The sequence below is a fragment of the Brachymonas sp. KE5 genome (assembly GCF_057773645.1).
Genome location: NZ_CM173463.1, coordinates 1,804,237 through 1,821,577 on the forward strand (window position 1 = coordinate 1,804,237; position 17,341 = coordinate 1,821,577).

General features: G+C 65.0%; 14 protein-coding genes. 2 read left to right on the forward strand and 12 right to left on the reverse strand.

Annotated features, from left to right (window positions below; genetic code table 11):
• Positions 1-55: 55 nt before the first annotated feature.
• From ACX36O_RS08685 to nosZ, 8 genes are all read right to left on the reverse strand, one after another.
• On the reverse strand, positions 56-901 hold the full coding sequence (locus ACX36O_RS08685) for a pirin family protein (RefSeq protein ID WP_213361077.1): 846 nt from the start codon (positions 899-901) through the stop codon (positions 56-58).
• An 18-nt stretch (positions 902-919) separates the two neighbouring features.
• A complete protein-coding gene (locus tag ACX36O_RS08690; RefSeq protein ID WP_250131021.1) occupies positions 920-1,585 on the reverse strand; it encodes a nitrous oxide reductase accessory protein NosL in 666 nt (221 codons plus the stop codon).
• Positions 1,586-1,621: 36 nt separating this feature from the next.
• A complete protein-coding gene (locus ACX36O_RS08695) occupies positions 1,622-2,218 on the reverse strand; it encodes a nitrous oxide reductase accessory protein NosL (RefSeq protein WP_213361078.1) in 597 nt (198 codons plus the stop codon).
• Positions 2,215-3,030 (reverse strand): ABC transporter permease, encoded by an 816-nt coding sequence (locus ACX36O_RS08700; protein WP_213362700.1) that lies wholly within the window; start codon positions 3,028-3,030, stop codon positions 2,215-2,217. The genes ACX36O_RS08695 and ACX36O_RS08700 overlap by 4 nt, the downstream gene beginning before the upstream one ends.
• Positions 3,030-4,028, reverse strand: a complete 999-nt coding sequence (locus ACX36O_RS08705) for an ABC transporter ATP-binding protein (RefSeq protein ID WP_213361079.1) — start codon at positions 4,026-4,028, stop codon at positions 3,030-3,032. Before ACX36O_RS08705 ends, ACX36O_RS08700 begins: the two co-directional genes overlap by 1 nt.
• Positions 4,012-5,319 (reverse strand): nitrous oxide reductase family maturation protein NosD, encoded by a 1,308-nt coding sequence (locus tag ACX36O_RS08710; protein WP_213361080.1) that lies wholly within the window; start codon positions 5,317-5,319, stop codon positions 4,012-4,014. The genes ACX36O_RS08705 and ACX36O_RS08710 overlap by 17 nt, the downstream gene beginning before the upstream one ends.
• 3 nt (positions 5,320-5,322) lie before the next feature.
• Complete coding sequence (locus ACX36O_RS08715; protein ID WP_213361081.1) at positions 5,323-7,983, reverse strand: NosR/NirI family protein; 2,661 nt, start codon at positions 7,981-7,983, stop codon at positions 5,323-5,325.
• Between the two features lie 82 nt (positions 7,984-8,065).
• Positions 8,066-10,024 carry a TAT-dependent nitrous-oxide reductase gene (gene nosZ / locus ACX36O_RS08720; RefSeq protein WP_488359663.1) on the reverse strand — a complete coding sequence of 653 codons (1,959 nt, stop codon included), beginning with the start codon at positions 10,022-10,024 and terminating at the stop codon, positions 8,066-8,068.
• A gap of 311 nt (positions 10,025-10,335) precedes the next feature.
• Between nosZ and ACX36O_RS08725 the strand changes: the two genes are divergently transcribed.
• Positions 10,336-11,376, forward strand: coding sequence for an FAD:protein FMN transferase (locus ACX36O_RS08725; protein WP_488359664.1), 1,041 nt, complete (start codon positions 10,336-10,338; stop codon positions 11,374-11,376).
• 124 nt (positions 11,377-11,500) lie between these two features.
• Here ACX36O_RS08725 and ACX36O_RS08730 read toward each other — a convergent pair whose 3' ends face one another.
• Complete coding sequence (locus tag ACX36O_RS08730; protein ID WP_488359665.1) at positions 11,501-13,201, reverse strand: ABC transporter permease; 1,701 nt, start codon at positions 13,199-13,201, stop codon at positions 11,501-11,503.
• 95 nt (positions 13,202-13,296) lie between these two features.
• Here ACX36O_RS08730 and ACX36O_RS08735 point away from each other — a divergent pair, with 95 nt between their 5' ends.
• Entirely contained in the window at positions 13,297-14,349 is a 1,053-nt protein-coding gene (locus ACX36O_RS08735) for an ABC transporter ATP-binding protein (protein ID WP_213361086.1), read from the forward strand.
• A gap of 75 nt (positions 14,350-14,424) precedes the next feature.
• Here the strand turns inward: ACX36O_RS08735 and ACX36O_RS08740 are convergent, their stop codons facing one another.
• The 3 genes from ACX36O_RS08740 to ACX36O_RS08750 are packed head-to-tail and all read right to left on the reverse strand — an operon-like array spanning position 14,425 to position 17,337.
• The gene (locus tag ACX36O_RS08740; protein WP_213361088.1) at positions 14,425-15,327 is read right to left on the reverse strand and encodes an ABC transporter permease; all 903 of its coding nucleotides are present in this window, start codon (positions 15,325-15,327) and stop codon (positions 14,425-14,427) included.
• A 17-nt stretch (positions 15,328-15,344) separates the two neighbouring features.
• Entirely contained in the window at positions 15,345-16,496 is a 1,152-nt protein-coding gene (locus ACX36O_RS08745) for an ABC transporter substrate-binding protein (protein WP_371686336.1), read from the reverse strand.
• 28 nt (positions 16,497-16,524) lie between these two features.
• Positions 16,525-17,337 carry an ABC transporter ATP-binding protein gene (locus ACX36O_RS08750; RefSeq protein ID WP_488359666.1) on the reverse strand — a complete coding sequence of 271 codons (813 nt, stop codon included), beginning with the start codon at positions 17,335-17,337 and terminating at the stop codon, positions 16,525-16,527.
• Between the last annotated feature and the right edge of the window lie 4 nt (positions 17,338-17,341).

Below are 17,341 nucleotides of genomic sequence, written 5' to 3' on the forward strand. Positions count from 1 at the left end.
TGGCAGTTGGCTCGCCTCTTGGCGGCACAGCCACACCCTGCACCACAGTCTTGCCTTACAGCGCGCCGAACTGGCCTGCCTCAAGGTCCAGGCGGGCCTGCGCCAGTTCTTCCGCCGTGTTCAGGATCAGCCCGTCTTCCCCCGCCACTTCCTCGTTCAGCGGCTCGGCGCTCACCAGGATCAGACGCGTGTCTTCCCAGGCCGTGAGCAGCACTTCGTCCCCCACGCGGTCGATCACCACCAGCTGACGGTCGGTGACGGGATGGGGCCAGTAGCTGGCCTCGAGCCGGCCATCCAGCACCAGCACCACGGCATACCAGCCGGTGGGAAGCGGTACGGTGGCGCTGTGGCCCTGGCGCAGATCCATGGTCCACAATTGCACGGGGCCTACGGTTTCTGCCGGGCCCAGCTGACCTTCGTATTCGCCGGCAATCACGCGCAGCGTGCCGGCGCCTTCAGGCAACGTCACTTGCGGAATGGCCGCGCTGGCCAGGTGCTGGCTGTGCGGGGGTGTCATCTTGAATTGCGCGGGCAGGTTGACCAGCACATGGGTCAGCTCCACCGGCTCTGCGCCCTGCACCGTTTCGCTGCGCAGCAGGCCGCTGCCCGCCGTCAGCCACTGGGCATCGCCTTGCTGCAGCTGCACGCGGTTGCCGGCAGAATCCCGGGCCTCCACGCTGCCACGCGTCACCAGCGTGACGATTTCGCAACCGCGCAGTGCCTGCGCATCGGTGCTGCCTCCGGCCAGTTGCTGTCCGGCGGGCGGCACATGGTCCACCTGCGCGACCGGATTGATCTGCCGGCCCAGCCCCTGGCTGCCGAAGAAAACATGGCCCTCATAGGCATTGCCAAACTGGCGCGCAGCGGGGGCCATGGTGACCCCGATGACTTTCTTTTTCATGAACTTCCTGTGTGTTTACTACATGTTTTCGTGCATGGCGTGCGAACGGTCGCTCGACAGGCTCTTGAGGATGGAGGGCGTGATGTCGCCAAAGGCCAGCACCTTGCCGCCGCGCCGGCCGGCAAATTCCTGCGCCGCCTCGCGTGTGGGAAAGGCCGGCAGATCGCCCATGCGCATGGGGCCGAGTGCATCGGAGCCATGCACGTACCAGGCCTTGTCGTGCGCCAGCCACTGGCCGGTGCGGCCGTAGGTGACCCAGGCCGAGATGATGTCTTCCCGCGTGTAGCCGGGACTGAAACCGGGCACGTTCTTCAGGAACTGCAGCAGATCGACCGGCGAATCGAAGAAGTGCACGCCGCCGTCCTTGTAGATGACCTGCGCCGCCCAGGCCGGCGTGCGCTCCGGGTACATGCCGCATACGGGGCAGCGCGCATCCTTGGGAATGGCGCGCGGCGCTTCCATGGGCAGGCCGCTGGCGGGGTCATAGGGATAGGGAGGCGCCACCACGCAGACGTGCAGCATGTCCTCCTCCTCGTCGCCGCCGAGCAGGGACATCCAGTAGTTGCGCGACAGGCCAGCAGCTGCGCCGGCACCTGCCACCAGCGCCGCCCCGCCCCACCACAGCAGGCGGCGGCGCGACAGGCGCCGGTAGCTGGAAGAATCAGGAGGAAGGATGGCTGACATGGCACTCTCCGCTGCTGGTCGGTACGGGCTCCGGGCTTACATCCGGTCGTCGGTGTTCACGCCGCCGCGCAGGTCGACCATCTCGGGCTTGATGTCGGCCATGCGCACCAGGGTGCCGCCGTATTCGGCGATGAATTTCTGCGCGTCCTCTTCCTTCGAGAAGCTGGCAAAGGTCGGCCCCATGGAGCCCTTGCGCTTGCTGCCATGCACGTAGATGGCGGTGCGCGCGTCGATCCAGGCGCCCTTGGGGTTGTCCCAGTCGGTCTGACCCATGTCCTGCACGAAAGCGGCGTCCACCTTGCGCACCACCTCGGGGATGATGAGTGTGTTGAGCAGCTCCATGGTGTCGCAGAAGAAGGCAGGCTCCTTGGCATCGGCATAGTGGATCTGGCCCTTGGGGCCGGGGTAGTCCACCAGCAGCATGCCGTCCAGCTCGCAGGAGGTGCCCTGGGTGATCGGGGCCGGCTGGATGGCGCCGGATTTGCCCTCGCCCTCTTTCGAGCCGCACGCAGCCAGCGGGGCAATGCTGGCGAGCGCCATCAGGCCCAGGAACAGGCGGCGTTCGGAGAAGCGCTCGTCATGGTCGGTGCGCGGTTCGCGGCAGCAGCGGCACAGATAGGTTGTCTTGCTCATGGCTTGAATCTCCAGTTGGCCAGTGCCAGCGGCACGGCAATCCACACCAGCATGGCGCCGGTCAATACCCAGATGTTGGCCAGCACCGGCGGCACCACGTTCACCAGCCCGTAGGCGCTGCGGATGTCTTCGGTGCTGAATACGTTCATGATGCGGAAAATATCCGTGGGATTCATTAACAGCAGATAAGGAAATGCATCTCCGCCGTAATGTCCGCTGGTGGCCACCAGAACGCCGAGCAGCACCAGGTCGAACACCAGCACTAACAGGAACCACAGGATCACGGCGCCGCCCGAGGCGCGGGTGCGGTCGCGCGCGATCACGGACATCAGCACCGCCATGCTCAGGAACGCCAGCCCCATCAGCAGCGAACTCATGACGAAGCCGCCGTAATGGTAGACGGCCCGCGTGCCGAACTGCATGGTGAGCACCACACCCACCAGCGCCAGCCCCACCAGCATCGCCAGGGTCAGCGCGAGCGCCAGACCCAGGTACTTGCCGATCAGCAGTTCACCGCGCGTGATGGGCAGCGCCAGCAGCAGATCGAGTGAACCCCGTTCGCGCTCGCCCACGATGGCGTCGAAGCCGAGCAGCAGCGCAATCAGCGGTACCAGGTAAATCACCAGACTCACCAGGCTGGTGATGGTGAATTCGATGGAACGGATGCCCACGGTGCCCTGCTGGGCGCCACCGGCATAGGCTATGACCAGTGAAAATATGGCAAACACCAGCGCCACGGCCAGCACCCAGCGGTTGCGCAGGCGATCGCGGAATTCCTTGGAGGCGATGGTGGCAATCTGTCGCAGTTCCATCATGCCTCCTTGCCGGCTGTGGCCGTCGGTTGGACCGGAGTCGTCGACTTGCCGAAGAACATGTCTTCGAGCGAAGGCTCGCTCACCTGGATGTCCTGCACGGCGCCATTCCACGCCATCACATGCTGCAGCAGCGGCAGCTTGCTGGCACGTGGCACGCTGAACTGCAGGCCGTTGGCCTGACGCTCCACCGGCAGACCGGCCAACTGCGGCGGCAGGCCTGCGATCAGCGCATCACGCTGGGCTGTGGCCATTTGCGGCGAAAGCTGCAGCTGCACGATGATGGGCAGGTCATGCATGTCTCGCAGCGCTTCGACGCTGCCGAGTGCCTGTACCTTGCCGTTGGTCAGCACGGCGACGCGGTCCACCCGGTTCTGCAATTCGGCCAGGATGTGCGAGGTCAGCACAATGGTCAGGCCCTGGTCGCGCAATTCGGCCAGCGTGTCCCAGAAGAAATGGATGGCATGGGGATCCAGGCCGGTGGTTGGTTCATCCAGGAACAGCACCTGCGGCCTGCCCAGCAGCGCCTGTGCAAAGCCCAGGCGCTGGCGCATGCCCTTGGAATAGGCGCGCACCGGCCGCTTGCCGGCATGGCCCAGGCCCACGCGCTCGAGCAGCGGCTGGCATTCCGCCTTGTCGATGCGTTTGAGGCGGGCAAAGAAGTGCAGGGTTTCCAGCCCGGTCAGGTTGTCCCACAGCGCCACGTTCTCGGGCAGGTAGCCGATGTGACGGCGCACGGCGCGGGCGCCGCTGCCCGACACCGGCGCACCGGAAATCCGGATATCGCCGCTGCTCACGGCCAGCAGGCCCAGCATCATCTTGAACAGTGTGCTTTTGCCGGCGCCGTTGTGCCCGATCAGGCCGAACACTTCTCCGCGCACGATGTCCATGGACACGTCATCCACCGCCGTGAAGGCGCCGAAACGCCGCGTCACGTTGCGCAGGGTAATGACGGGCTCCCCGCCCGCAGGCGATGCCACGTTAACTTCTTGGGGCATGGGTAATTTTCCTTGTCAACATATAGCGCCATTTTTCCCAATCGGGAGTAACCGGCTCCATACGGGGGTTCTTTTCCACCACACTGGGTACGCGCAGCACCGGGAACTGCTGGCCCACCATGCGCAGCACCTGCACTGCGGGGCTGGCCAGCAACAGGCGCACCATGGGGTAGCGCCAGCTCAGGCGGTCCACCACGTCGTTGGCCTCGTAGGAGATGTCGCCACGGCCGTCGGTATCGCGGTCCCAGCCCCGGTAGTTGCTCCAGTAATTGCCGCGCTTGCCGCCCCACTGCGTGTCGCGCGTGCCGATGTACTTGATCTGCTCCTGGTTGCCGATGAAGTCGTTCCCGTCCACCTCGTTGCGGGCCGAACCCGACAGGTGCACGCCGATCTTGTTGTCGGCCACCACGTTGCCGGTGAGCTGAGTGTATTCCACGTCATAGACGAAGAAGCCGCGGCCGTTGCGCATCACCACGTTGTTTTCGACCACCGCATCCTGCAGGGTGCGCAACATGATGCCGTGGTCCAGGTTGTCCCAGGCGCGGTTGTTGCGCACCACCTGGTCGCGCACTTCCATCAGCGCCAGGCCGCTGCGGTTGGCCCAGGTATCGTTGTCTTCCCACACGTTGTAGTAGGAGTTCATGTAGTGCGTGCCGTAACGGCTGTGGTGCATGTTGTTCTGCTTGAACTCCGCATGGTGCGACACGTCGATGTAGAGCGCATCGCGCACGAAACTCACCTGGTTGCCGATGATCTTCGCGCCCTTGGTGTTGTAGAGCTGGACGCCGTTGCCGCGCTGAGCGCTGTCGAAATCGCGCTTGCCGGTGATGTTGTTGTTCAGCACCTGCACATCGTCGGCCTTCTCGATCCACAAGCCGAACAGGTTGTAGTTGAGCCAGCAGTTCTGCACCTTGGCGCGGTGCGCGCCGGGCTGGATGTAGATGCCGGCGTTCTGCTTGAGCAGGCTGCCGCCGGAGTCGGAGACGATCATGCCTTCGATCACGACATCGGGCGCCGTCACGCGGATGGTGTCGTCCTTGTCGCCGCCGCTCACGCGCGGACGGTTGATGCCGCGCAGCGTGATGGTCTTTTCGATGCGCAGGTTCTCTTCATAGCGGCCGCGCTGCACTTCGACCACATCGCCGGGCTGAGCCCTGTCGATGGCGGCCTGGATGCTCTCCCCAGGTTTCACGCCGATCACGGCCGCCTGCGCTGCCGGCAGCGCCAGCAGACAGGCCAGCAGCACGCCGAGGCGTTGGCGGGGGACACGGTGGGTACTGCTCCGTGTCATGGCTCAGCCTATCGTCATCAGGCCGGTGGCCTTCAGCGCCCAGAACAGCGCCGCACCGATCAGCAGGTTCTTGAAGCCGACATAGGCCAGCATGTCCATGATGTTGGCACGGCGATATACCGTGCCCCACCAGGGGCCATCCTTCACGTAACGCTTGCCTTGCAGACGGATCAGCACTTCGAACACACTCCATCCAAACCACCAGCCGATCACCATGATGGGCGAAGCACTGCCCTGCGCGGCCAATACCCACACCAGCGATGCGGCCAGTGCCAGGGCAATGCCGACGGCGGTGAGGATGCGGCTGCCTTTCCAGCTGTCGCGGTTGAAGGGCCACAAATGGTCCACGATCTCGATCCACAGGCGCTTGATGCCACGGGCTTCGGCCACGGGCGGCACTGCCACTTCGGTGGGCAGGCGCGGATCTGGCTTCTTCGCCAGCAGCGCAGCGGCGTGCTGCAACTGGCGGTCGTCCTGGATCGGCACGATCGGGATGAAGTAGCCGTTCTTGCCAATGGCGGTGAGCGGCTGGCCTTCGCGTTCACGCAGCTTGCGCTCCTTGGCCAGCGGCGGGCAGCCAGTCGTATCCGTATAAAGGATCATGCAATCCAGGCAGTGCAGGCACTCGCGGTGGTCGATGCGGCCGTCGGCGTCGATCGCCTGCGCGCCACAGCCCTTGGCACAGGCCTTGCAGCTGTTGCAGTCGGCCTTGCGCTTGAGGCCGAACCAGCGGAAGGTGCTCGGCATCGCCAGCGAGGCGCCCAGCGGACACACGTACTTGCAATACGGACGCTCGATGAAGATCGACAGACCGAAAATCACCGTCACGAATGTCACGTACGGCCAGCTGCGGTTGGTAATGCCCACCAGGAAGGTGGTCTTGAAGGGTTCCACTTCCGAGAGTTTCTCGGCCAGCCCCATGGAGAACAGCGACACCACCACCAGACCGAAGAACACCGCGTACTTGATCCACTTCAGGCGGTCATGCCAGACCTGCGGCAGCTGGAACTGGAAGCGCTTGAGGCCCACGGCGCCGGCCACCTTGTGGATGATCTCCTGGATGGAACCGAACGGGCAGGTCCAGCCGCAGAACAGGCCGCGGCCAAACACGAAGATGGTGATGAAGATGAAGACCCAGAACAGGAAGATGAACGGGTCGCTCAGGAACAGCGTCCACTCCCACTTGAACAGCAGCGAGTGCAGCCAGGTCAGCACCTGCGTGATGGACGGTTGCGCCATCATGATGAAGCCGACCCAGACGATGAAGATCATCCAGAATGAATACTTGAAGGCATTCACCGGCCACTTGTTCTTGTGCGTGGAGCGGCGCGTAAGCGGATCACGCAGCGCGTACACCACGGTCACGGCCACCAGCAGCAGCGCGAACAGGCTGATTTCAACAGCGCGCGATTTCCATACCTTGAGCCAGCTCGGATCCTTTTTCTCGATCTTGGGATGGCCGCCCTGCAGGTATTGCGCCGGCATCCAGTACGGCGTTTCGAAGTTGGCGAAAGTGCGGGTTCCGGTTTCGCGGTCCACCTTGTTGCCCAGGAAGGTCAGCTGCCACGGGTAGGCATCCGAAAAGGCCTTGGAGCGCACCATGAAGATGGCCGCCTCGGTGAAGGTCGGCGCGCCCTTGGCCGCCACGCTGTACAGATTCAGCGCATCGGTATCGCGGAAGGTGAAGGTGTCACCATCCTGGCGCACCTGCACGCGGTCATAGATGCCGCCGCGCACGAAGCCCGAACCCTTGAAGGATTCCTTGCCGGCGGTGCGGATCACGAAAATCGCCGTCTCTTCCGGCTTGAGCTGGCTCATCAGGTTCTGCCAGTTGCTCTTGCCGAGCACGGCCTGGCCCACGATGGGCGAATTGAGCGAGCCGAACCACAGCTCGATGAAAGGCTCGCCTGTCTTGTCCAGCCCCACCTGCTGCGGCTGCACCACGATGCGGCGCACGGCTTCCTGCTTGACCAGCGTGTTCCAGTCCGGCAGCTCGGCCCCCTCGGCCAGCGGCACGTACTTGGGCTGCGGCCGGATGGTCTGCGCCATGATGCCGACCTGCTTGGCAATCGCCGCGCCCGAGGTCATCAGCACCTGGTTCTGTGCAATCACGGTCACGGTGGCGCCGGAAATGGCATCCACGCCGATCACCTCGTCATCGGCATGCGAGGAGCCTACCTCGATCTTGTCCTTGACCGACTTGCCGACATACTGGTTGTTGAAATTGATCAGCGCCGACTCGGGAATGCCGAGCAGCAGGATGGGCTCGGAGTGCTTGAGCACCTTCACACCCACGAACTTGCCCTCGTTGTCCATGCCGATCAGCGTCACCACCGGCTTGCCGGAATAGGCCGGCGTATCGGTGATGTCGGTGGAGAGCATCACGTAGCCCAGCCTGGTCTTGCCGTCTGCGCCGTAGGCTTCCACGTAAGGAGGCTGCCCCTTGCGCTCCGAGAACGACGCCGCTCCCGGAAACACATCCTTGCACGGCAGCAGCGCGCACATGTCCTTGGCGGTGGCCAGATCGGCCGGCAGTTCGGCCTCATAGGCCTGCGAGCCGCCAGCGCCCGTGCCGCTGTTTGTCGACGCCAGTGCGGGCGATGCCGCCGCAACTGCCAGCCCGACCGCAACGGCCAGCCTGCGCGCAATGCTTAACCAGTTCATGACTACTCCACGCTTGCAAACAAGACCGGGGGCGGGCCCTTGTCAACCCGGCCCCGGTCTGCCTTGGCTCCCTGTCGGGAAATCAGGCTTCGACGATCATCCGTCCACGCATCTCCAGGTGCAGCGCGTGGCAGAAGTTGGTGCAGTAGAACCAGAACACGCCAGGCTTGTCGATCTTGAACGTCACCGACTTGGTCTCCAGCGGGTTCACCAGGAACTGCACGTTGTACTCGGGCAGGGCGAAGCCATGGGTCAGGTCTTCCACCTTGTCGAGGTTGGTCAGGATCAGCGTTACTTCGTCGCCCACCTTCACGTTGAACTCGATCGGGTAGTAGGTCGGTGCGATGGAGGCCATGCGCACAGTGACTTTCTTGCCTTCACGGGTGACACCGGTTTCCTTGGGCTCGCGCACGCCCTGCGGGAAGTCGTCCAGGCTGTACACCTGGTTGGTGTGGAGCCAGTCGCGCTTGAAGATCACGAAGTCGTGCGGCTCGGGACGCACGGCGTTGTCGTGGGCCAGGATCATCTTGTCGCCGGTAATGTCGACCAGCTGGTCGTTTTCCGGGTGCATGGGGCCCACCGGCAGGAAGCGGTCCTTGGAGAACTTGTTGCCCACTGCCATCCAGATGCCGTCGGCCTCGATGGTCTCGGCCTGCGTGGCGTTGATGTGGCCCGGCTGGTACATCACGTCCAGACGGTCCACTACCGGGTTCAGCGCCTTGTCGCCGGCATGCTTCTTGATGGCGGTCTCGATGTTCCACTTCACCACCTGGCTGTCCAGGAACAGCGTGGTGTAGGCGTTGCCGCGACCATCAAATGTAGTGTGCAGCGGGCCCAGGCCGATTTCGGGTTCGGCCACGATGGCCTTGTCGATTTCGTCAAGCTTGCCGTCGAACCAGTCCAGCACCTTCTGCAGCTCGATCACGGTGGCCGTGGGCGAGAGCTTGCCGGAGCAGACGAAGTACTTGCCGTCGGGCGTGGCGTTCACGCCGTGCGGGTTCTTCGGCACGGACACGCGCACGGACAATGCCGTCTTCGGATCCTTGTTGGCTTCCACCGTGCAATCGACCACCGGCACCTTGGAGTCGCCGATGGTGATGAACTTGCCATCCTTCACGGCCTGCTCGATGCGGGCGATGTTGAAGAACAGGCAGGCATCGCGCTCGGCCGACATCATCTCGGCAAAGTGCACGCCATTCTCGGTGTTGTACTGGTTGCTGGCCGCCAGCTTCCCATCGAACGAGGTGGCCACCAGGTCGCAGTTGCCGTCGATGCGTGCCTGCCAGCGCACTTCCATGCTCTCGGCGTCCACGCAGGTGAACAGGCAGTGGTACTTGGTCGGATCATTCACGTCCTTGCCCTTGTTGGGCATGGGCACGTGGAATTCCTGGCCGCAGAACACGCGCGTGGTGTGGTTGATGGCGGGATCGACCGGATCGCGCTTGTCCGGGAAGATGCCGTGGAAGCCCTGGATGTTCGGGATGGTGGTGATCTTGTCGCAGATCATGTAATCCAGGCGGAAACGCGCCAGACGGGCGTTGATCTTGTCATTGATCCAGCAGTACTTGCCGTCGTAGATGCCATCCTTGTACGAGGCATGGATGTGGTGGGTATCCGCCACGGTGTACTGCAGAGAGCCATCCGGCTTGGTGCCCATGATGGCCTTGGACTCGTTGGTCAGGCCCCAGCCGATCAGCGGATCGGGCACGAAGCAGGGAATGCGCAGCAATTCGCGCCCGGACGGAATGCCCAGCACGCGCATGTCGCCCGTATGGCCGCTGCTCCACAGGCCGTAGTGGGTATCCAGCTGGCCGGGCTTGACCTCGACCGAACCGGCACCGCCGACCTTGTGCTCGCCGCCACCGCTGGCTGCCGCACCGGCACCGGAGGCTGCACCGCCTGCGGGACCCTTCTTGTCGTTACAGCCGGCCAAGCCGACCGCGCCCACTGCGCTGACGCCCACGGCCGCTGCAGAGTGCAAAAACCGACGACGGCCCAGACCGCTGACAGCACCCAATATCTTGCTCGTTTCCTCGCTCATGACACGCTCCTTGACAAAGTTCAGTGCCTGTAACCAAGCTCCCCAGCCCGGCCGGCACTTAAACCATTTACATACTAAGCGCGATCGGGCATGTGCAACCAGATGCAAAATCCGTTCAGTTGATACAAGTCAAGCTATTGCCGCCCCATCCCGCCAACAGGGGACAGCTCAGACACAAGTCGAGACCATCTCATTAGAATGTGCCCTGTGTTTTGACGGTGGAAGATATGATTCCCTTACAGGGTTAACCCGCCGCAACCCGGCGCTGCAGGAGCCGCATGCGCCCGGTCACTGATGGATGGAGAGCAAGCATGATGGGTAGTCCAGTCTTCTCCCGGCGCGCCGCACTGGCTGCGCTGGGCGCCGTCGCGCCGCTGGTGGTGCTGCCGGTTTCGGCCGGCGTCACCGCCCCCTACCGCGCACGCCGCACACTGATGGGCACGGCAGTCGACATCACCGTGGCCGATGGATCGCAAGCCGGTGTCGCGCAGAAGGTGGATGCAGCCTTCGAGGCCATGCAGCGTCTGGAAGGCCTGATGAGCCGCTTCGACGGCTCCAGCGCCCTGAGCCGGCTGAACCAGTCCGCTGGTGGCCCGGGCATCGCCATTCCGCGCGAGATGCTGGAGGTGCTGCAGCAGGGCCAGGCGCTGTCGCGCAAGACCGGTGGCGCCTTCGAGCCCCTGCTCGGCCAACTCACCGCCCAGGCCGATCGCGACGCCGGCCCGCTGGACAATGCGCAGATCCGGCGCCTGCTGCCTCACGCGCGCAGCAGCGCCCTGCACCTCGACAAACGCGCCTCCCGTGCCCGCCTGAGCGATCCGCTGGCCCGTATCGACCTGGGCGGCGTGGCCAAGCTGCCCATTCTGCAGGCCGGGCTGGATGCCCTCACACAATCCGGCCTGCGCGGCTGCATGGTCAATGGCGGCGGCGACGTGCTCGCCTCGCGCCGTGCCGATGGCCAGCCCTGGCGCATCGGCGTGCGTGACGGCCTGCAGCCGGATCGCCTGCTGGCAGTCGTGCCGCTGCGCGAAGGCATCGTGGCCTCGTCGGGAGACTATGAACGCTACGTCACAATCGGTGGCACCCGCTACCACCACATCATCGATCCGAAAACGGGCCGTCCGACGGCCGGCATCCACGGCGTGACGCTGGTGGCCGAAACCGTGGATCAGGTCAACGGTCTGGGCACAGCCGCCATGGTGGCCGGCCCGGCAAGGGCTTCGCGCAGCCTGCAAGGCTGGGGAGTACCGGAGTTCATCGTGATGCATGCCGACCGCACGGTGGAAATCGGCGATGCACTCACAGGCAAGCTGCAGCCGCCACCGGGACAACAGGCGATCCGCCGCGCCTGATTCGGAGACACAAATCACACTGGCGGGCTTGAAGCGAAAGCTGCACGCTCGTTTTCATCCGCTTGCGCCAAGGTGTCCGGAAAATTCCCCTGCCCGACTGCCAAGGGGGCGGACTCAGCCAGCCTTACCCATTGCTGCGTCGCAACGAGCGGCTAAGCAGAATCACCGGCACCAGCCCGGCCAGCACCAGCGCCAGGCTGGGCAGAGCCGCTTCGGTGAGCCGCTCATCGCGCGCCAGCTGGAAAGCCGACACCGCCAGCGTATCCATGTTGAAGGGGCGCAGCACCATGGTGGCCGGCAGCTCCTTCATCACATCCACGAAGACCAGCAGCAGACCCGCCAGCACCGGCCCGCGCAGCAAGGGCAAATGCACTTGTCCCAGCAGACGCCAGCCGCCCACGCCCAGCAGGCGCGCCGACTCGTCCTGGCTGGACGGAATGCGGGCATAGCCGCCCTGCACGCTCTGCAGCGCCACGGCAGTAAAGCGCACCAGATAGGCCCACAGCACCCCCAGCACCGTCGTCGTCACCAGCCCGCCGATCGTCCATTCGGGCTGCCAGGCCTGCAAGGCCGCCACCGGCAGCAGCAGGCCCACCACAATCACCGCTCCCGGCACCGCATAGCCCAGTGAGGCCAGCTGCAGCAAGCCGCCCGTCATGCGGCCGGGAAACAGCCGCGCGCTGCCCGCCAGCGCCAGTGCCAGCAGCGTTGCCAGCACGGCCGCAGACAGACCCAGCCGGATACTGTTCCAGGCCCAGGGCAGGAATTGCGCCCACATCACCTCCTGATCCAGCTCCAGTCCCTGCAGCAGGGGCCGCAGCATCATCAGCACCGGCAGCACAAAGCCCAGCAGCACCGGCAGCGCGCACAGCGCGTGTGCCAGCGCTTCCTGCATGCCCTTGAGCACCGGCACCCTGCCCTGCGAGCCGCCCTGGCGCTGGCCACGGCTGCTGGCAAAGCGCATGCGCCGGCGCGCGCGCCGCTCCAGCCACAGCAGCAAGGCCACCGTCGCCAGCAGCACCAGCGCCAGCTGCGTCGCCGCCACATGGTCGTCCATCACAACCCAGGCCTTGATAATGCCCGCGGTAAAGGTCTGGATGCCGAAATAGCTGGACACGCCAAAGTCCGCCAGCACCTCCATCAGCGCCAGCGCCACTCCCGCTGCCACCGAAGGCCGCACCAGCGGCAGCGCCACGCGCAGAATGCGCGTGCGCAAGCCCGTACCCAGCATCGCCGCCGCCTCCATCAGATGGGTAGCCCGCTCCAGCAGCGCCGTGCGCGCCAGCAGATAGACGTAGGGATAGAGCGTGACGATGAACAGGAAGGCCGCCCCCCACACCGTGCGCACCTCGGGCAGCATGCGCCCTTCGGCATCCAGCAGCGTGCGCAGCCAGGTTTGCGCCGGCCCGCTGAACTGCAGGAAATCGGTATAGGCGTAGGCGCTCACATAGGCCGGCATGGCCAGCGGCAGCAGCAGCAGCCACTCCCACTGCCGCCGTCCACGGAAATCGAACAGGGTCACCAGGCTGGCACTGCCCAGCCCCAACAGCAATGTGCCGATGGCCACCAGCACGCACAGCAACAGCGAAGTCCAGGCGTAATCCGGCAGCACCGTCAGCGCCATCTCGCGCACGATATCGGCGCTTTCGGCATTCCACTGCAATGCCGCCGCCACTACAGCCAGCACCGGCAGCACCAGCAGCACACCCACCGGCAGCAGCCAGACGCGCGCCAGCCAGGCTCCCCACAAAGCACGCCAGCGCCCCGGCGCTGCAAACGAAGCGCCCTGCTGCGCGGGTGGATCACCCCCGGCAGAGGCCGGCATGGAAAAAGCTGATGGATCACGCATGATAATTAATGAGAATTATATTCATTTAATCTATAATTCTGCGATCCGCTTTCCAGATTTCGCCATCGCCCATGCAACTGACTATAGACTCCCTCAGCGTGCACTACCCCGGCCAGCCTGCCCCTGCGGTGCAGGACGTCAGCCTGTCGCTGCCGGCCGGTCAGATCGGCGTGCTGCTCGGCCCTTCGGGCTGCGGCAAGACCACGCTGCTGCGCGCCGTGGCCGGGCTGGAAGCGGTGTCTGCCGGCAGCATCACGCTGGCGGGCGAAGTCATCAGCAAGCCGGGCTACGCCGTCGCCCCGGAACAGCGCCGCATGGGTATGGTATTCCAGGATTACGCCCTGTTCCCGCATCTGGATGTCGGCCGCAACGTGGCATTCGGGCTGCAGGCCCTGCCCAGGACAGAACGCCAGCGCCGCGTGACTGAAGTGCTGGAACTGGTCGGACTGGGCGGGCTGGAACTGCGCTACCCTCACGAACTGTCTGGCGGCCAGCAGCAGCGCGTAGCCCTGGCCCGCGCGCTGGCCCCGCGTCCGCAACTGCTGCTGCTGGACGAACCCTTCTCCAACCTCGACGCCGGCCTGCGCGACCGCCTCGCGCAGGAGCTGCGCGACATCCTGCGCTGCCACGGCACCACCGCCCTGCTGGTCACGCACGACCAGCACGAGGCCTTTGCCATGGGCGACCGCATCGGCGTGCTCTACCAGGGCCGCCTGCAACAATGGGCCGATGCGGCCACGCTCTACCGCGAGCCAGCCACGGCCTTTGTCGCCCAGTTCATCGGCCAGGGCATGCTGGTGCCCGCCCTGCAGGATCCCGCACGTTCCGGCTGGATGCAGACCCCGCTCGGCGCCATCAGCGGCCCGCTGGCCGCCGGCGACTCCTGCCTGCTGCTGCGCGCCCACGAGATCGTGCACGACGCCGCATCGCCGCTGCAGGCCGAGCTGCTGCACAAGGCCTTCCGCGGCAGCCACTGGCTCTACACCCTGCGCCTGCCCACCGGCGAAACCGTGCTGGCCGAAATGCCCACCGACATGAGCCATGCGGTGGGCGATCGTGTCGCGCTGCGGGCGCAGCCGGGGCAGCTGGTCACGTTCAGCGAACCGGTACAGAAGGCAGCCTGATCTCCATGCGCGGCCTGGTGCCGTTCACGCAGACACATCCGGCGAAGCATTCCGCTGCCGAGCGCTACTGCGACCTTACGCTTTGCCGTGTGCCCAGCGCTTGTGCAGACGGCGCGCCAGACTGTCGAGCAGCCAGCCCAGCAGCCCGATGAACAGCACCACCGCCATCAGCTCCGAATACGCCAGCCGATCCCGCGTATCCAGGATGAAATAGCCCAGCCCCTTGCTCACCCCCAGCATCTCGCACGGCACCAGCACGATCCAGACGATGCCGATGGCCAGACGCAAGCCCGTCAGCACATGGCCCAGCACGGCGGGAACAATCACGCGCGCCAGCATCTCGCCTCGCGTCGCGCTGAGCGAAGCCCCCAGCTGCAACCAGTTCGGATCGATGGCGCGCACCCCTGCGCTGGTATTGAGCAGGATCGGCCAGACTGCCGCAAAAGTCAGCAAAAAATAGATAGGCGCATCGCCCACGCCGAACAGCATCACCACGATCGGCATCCACGACAGCGGCGAAATCATGCGCAGCAGCTGGAAGGCGCCGCCAGTGGCCTGTTCCACCGCCCGGGAACGCCCGATCAGCAGGCCCAGCGGCACGCCGATCATCAGCGCCAGCACCAGCCCCACCAGGACGCGCTGCAGGCTGGCAAACACATGCGCCCACAGCTGCCCGCTGCCCAGCAGCCAGCCCAGGCTCTTGAAAGTCGGCCAAGGGGCCAGCAGGCTGGCGATCGGCATGGTCTGCTGGAGCAGCCAGGCACCGAGCTGCCACAGCAGCAACAGCACCAACAGGCCCAGCGCGGCGCGCAAGGCAGAAGAGAAACCTCCGGAATGACGGGCTGCAGCGCCACCGGGGAAGCCCGAAGCCCTGGGGCCGCCGGCATCTCCGGCAATGGCGCCAGCTGCGGGAGTCTGTGCGTCTGCAGAAGCAGCCACAACGGCCGGTGTGGAAAGAGGCAGGGTCGTACTTGTCATGAACTGAACTTCCGTTGTCACGCCAGCAGGGTTTCCTGCCGTGCAAAGCTGGCTGGCAGCGCAAAGCGGGCCTGACTGCCGGTTGCCTCGATGGCACTGCGCACAAAGCGCTCGTCGACCAGCTCGCCGGCCACCCGTGCAGGGTCAAGGTCGCGCAGGAACAGGTTTTCACCCGCAATATGGGTCTGCTTGAGCAGTTCCACCAGTTTTTCGGTATAGCTGGCAAAGGGGTAAGGCTGAAAATCGATGCGTGACTGTTTCCACTCGGGATGGCGGATCGCCCCACTGTCGACGTAGCGCTGCCAGTCCGCCTGCGGCGGCGCCAGCACCTTGCCCAGCACCGCCGGCTGGTGCGGCGTGTACTTGCCCGCGCCCGCATTCGACAGCAACGTCGCCGCCTCCACGCGATGGTCCAGCGTCCACAGCTGCGCCTTCACCAGCGCCTGCGTCACCTTCTGCACCCAGTCGGGACGGCGCTCCACATCATGGGCATGCGCCACCGTCACGCAGCAGGCGTGGTCACGCCACACATCGCCGGTAAAGCGCAGCACCTTGCCCACCCCCTTGTTCTCGGCCACCGCATTGAAAGGCTCGGCCACGATAAAGCCGGCAATATTCTTCGCCGCCAGCGCCGCCACCATGTCCGAAGGCGCCATCACGATCAGGCGCACCTGGTGCGGCCCCGGCGTATCGCTCTCGGTCACCTCCAGCCCGTTGCTGCGCAGCAGATACTGCAGCACCACGTTGTGGACCGAATACCAGAACGGGATCGCCACGGTCTTGCCACCCAGGTCTGCCACGCTGCCGATGCCCGGCTGCACGGTCAGCGCCGAGCCGGCCATATGGTTCCACATCAGCACCTTCAGCGGTGACTGGCTGCCATAGCGCGCCCACACCGTCATCGGCGACAGCACGTGCACCAGATTCACCTGCCCGCTGATGAAGGCCTCCACCAGCTGCGCCCAGCTGCGGAACAGCACCGGCTGGTCCACCACCACGCCTTCGGCCTCGAACAGCTTGCGACTGTGCGCCACCAGCAGGGGCGTGGCATCGGTAATCGGCAGATAGCCGATGCGCAGCGGAGCGTCCGGCTGCATCGCATGGCGTTGGCCACAGGCCTGCAGCAGTGGCAGGCTGCCGGCACTTGTAAACAGCGCAGCCAGTTTCATCCATTCGCGGCGGTTCAAGGCATGCTCCTCAGATCACGTACTCGACGGTCTCGATCTGCTGGCGTTGCAGACGCGAATCACGCAGCGACTGCAGAATCTCCACACGCAACGCATTCATCTGCAAGCCCACATCCTGGCGCGGGAACGGTGCCTGTAACTGCCACTGGCCAATCAGCCGTCCCGGGCTGTTGCCGATCAGCAGCACGCGATCGGACACCGTCAGCGCCTCGTCGATATCGTGCGTCACCAGCACCGCCGCAGCCTGGTGCTGCGTGGCGATGGTGCGCAGCAGTTCCTGCATCTCGGCCCGCGTCACCTCGTCCAGCGCACTGAAAGGCTCGTCCAGCAGCAGCACCCTGGGCTGGCGCGCCAGCGCACGGGCCAGCGCCACGCGCTGCGCCATGCCGCCGGACAGTTCGCTCGGATAGGCCGCAGCCGCATGGCCCAGCCCCACCTCATCGAGCGCTGCATCCACCCGGCGCTGCAGTTCCGCCTTGTCCAGTTCCGGCTGATGCCTGAAATCGAGTCCGAAGGCCACGTTCTCGCGCACATTCAGCCAAGGAAACAGGGAGGCCTGCTGAAACACGAATGCTGCCCGCGGATGCGGCTGCTTTAGCGGCTGTCCAAACAGCGCCACTTCCCCGCGCTGCGCCTGCTGCAAACCCGCCAGCACACGCAGCAGCGACGATTTGCCCACCCCGCTCGGCCCGAGCAGCGACACCAGCTCGCCCGGCTGCAGCGCCAGCGAAAAATCCTGCAGCACCCATTTGTGCGAACCATCCCCCTGCGCGTAGCCCAGGGCAATGTCGCGTGCTTCCAGCACCATGGCAGCGTGTGTCATGCTT

What these genes read in the sequence shown, in the direction of transcription:
- ACX36O_RS08740 (WP_213361088.1), bottom strand. Translation starts at nt 15,327, where the DNA reads ATGACAAGTACGACCCTGCCTCTTTCCACACCGGCCGTTGTGGCTGCT.
- ACX36O_RS08695 (WP_213361078.1), bottom strand. Translation starts at nt 2,218, where the DNA reads ATGAGCAAGACAACCTATCTGTGCCGCTGCTGCCGCGAACCGCGCACC.
- ACX36O_RS08710 (WP_213361080.1), bottom strand. Translation starts at nt 5,319, where the DNA reads ATGACACGGAGCAGTACCCACCGTGTCCCCCGCCAACGCCTCGGCGTG.
- ACX36O_RS08745 (WP_371686336.1), bottom strand. Translation starts at nt 16,496, where the DNA reads ATGAAACTGGCTGCGCTGTTTACAAGTGCCGGCAGCCTGCCACTGCTG.
- ACX36O_RS08730 (WP_488359665.1), bottom strand. Translation starts at nt 13,201, where the DNA reads ATGCCGGCCTCTGCCGGGGGTGATCCACCCGCGCAGCAGGGCGCTTCG.
- ACX36O_RS08725 (WP_488359664.1), top strand. Translation starts at nt 10,336, where the DNA reads ATGATGGGTAGTCCAGTCTTCTCCCGGCGCGCCGCACTGGCTGCGCTG.
- nosZ (WP_488359663.1), bottom strand. Translation starts at nt 10,024, where the DNA reads ATGAGCGAGGAAACGAGCAAGATATTGGGTGCTGTCAGCGGTCTGGGC.
- ACX36O_RS08685 (WP_213361077.1), bottom strand. Translation starts at nt 901, where the DNA reads ATGAAAAAGAAAGTCATCGGGGTCACCATGGCCCCCGCTGCGCGCCAG.
- ACX36O_RS08735 (WP_213361086.1), top strand. Translation starts at nt 13,297, where the DNA reads ATGCAACTGACTATAGACTCCCTCAGCGTGCACTACCCCGGCCAGCCT.
- ACX36O_RS08705 (WP_213361079.1), bottom strand. Translation starts at nt 4,028, where the DNA reads ATGCCCCAAGAAGTTAACGTGGCATCGCCTGCGGGCGGGGAGCCCGTC.
- ACX36O_RS08690 (WP_250131021.1), bottom strand. Translation starts at nt 1,585, where the DNA reads ATGTCAGCCATCCTTCCTCCTGATTCTTCCAGCTACCGGCGCCTGTCG.
- ACX36O_RS08750 (WP_488359666.1), bottom strand. Translation starts at nt 17,337, where the DNA reads ATGACACACGCTGCCATGGTGCTGGAAGCACGCGACATTGCCCTGGGC.
- ACX36O_RS08700 (WP_213362700.1), bottom strand. Translation starts at nt 3,030, where the DNA reads ATGGAACTGCGACAGATTGCCACCATCGCCTCCAAGGAATTCCGCGAT.
- ACX36O_RS08715 (WP_213361081.1), bottom strand. Translation starts at nt 7,983, where the DNA reads ATGAACTGGTTAAGCATTGCGCGCAGGCTGGCCGTTGCGGTCGGGCTG.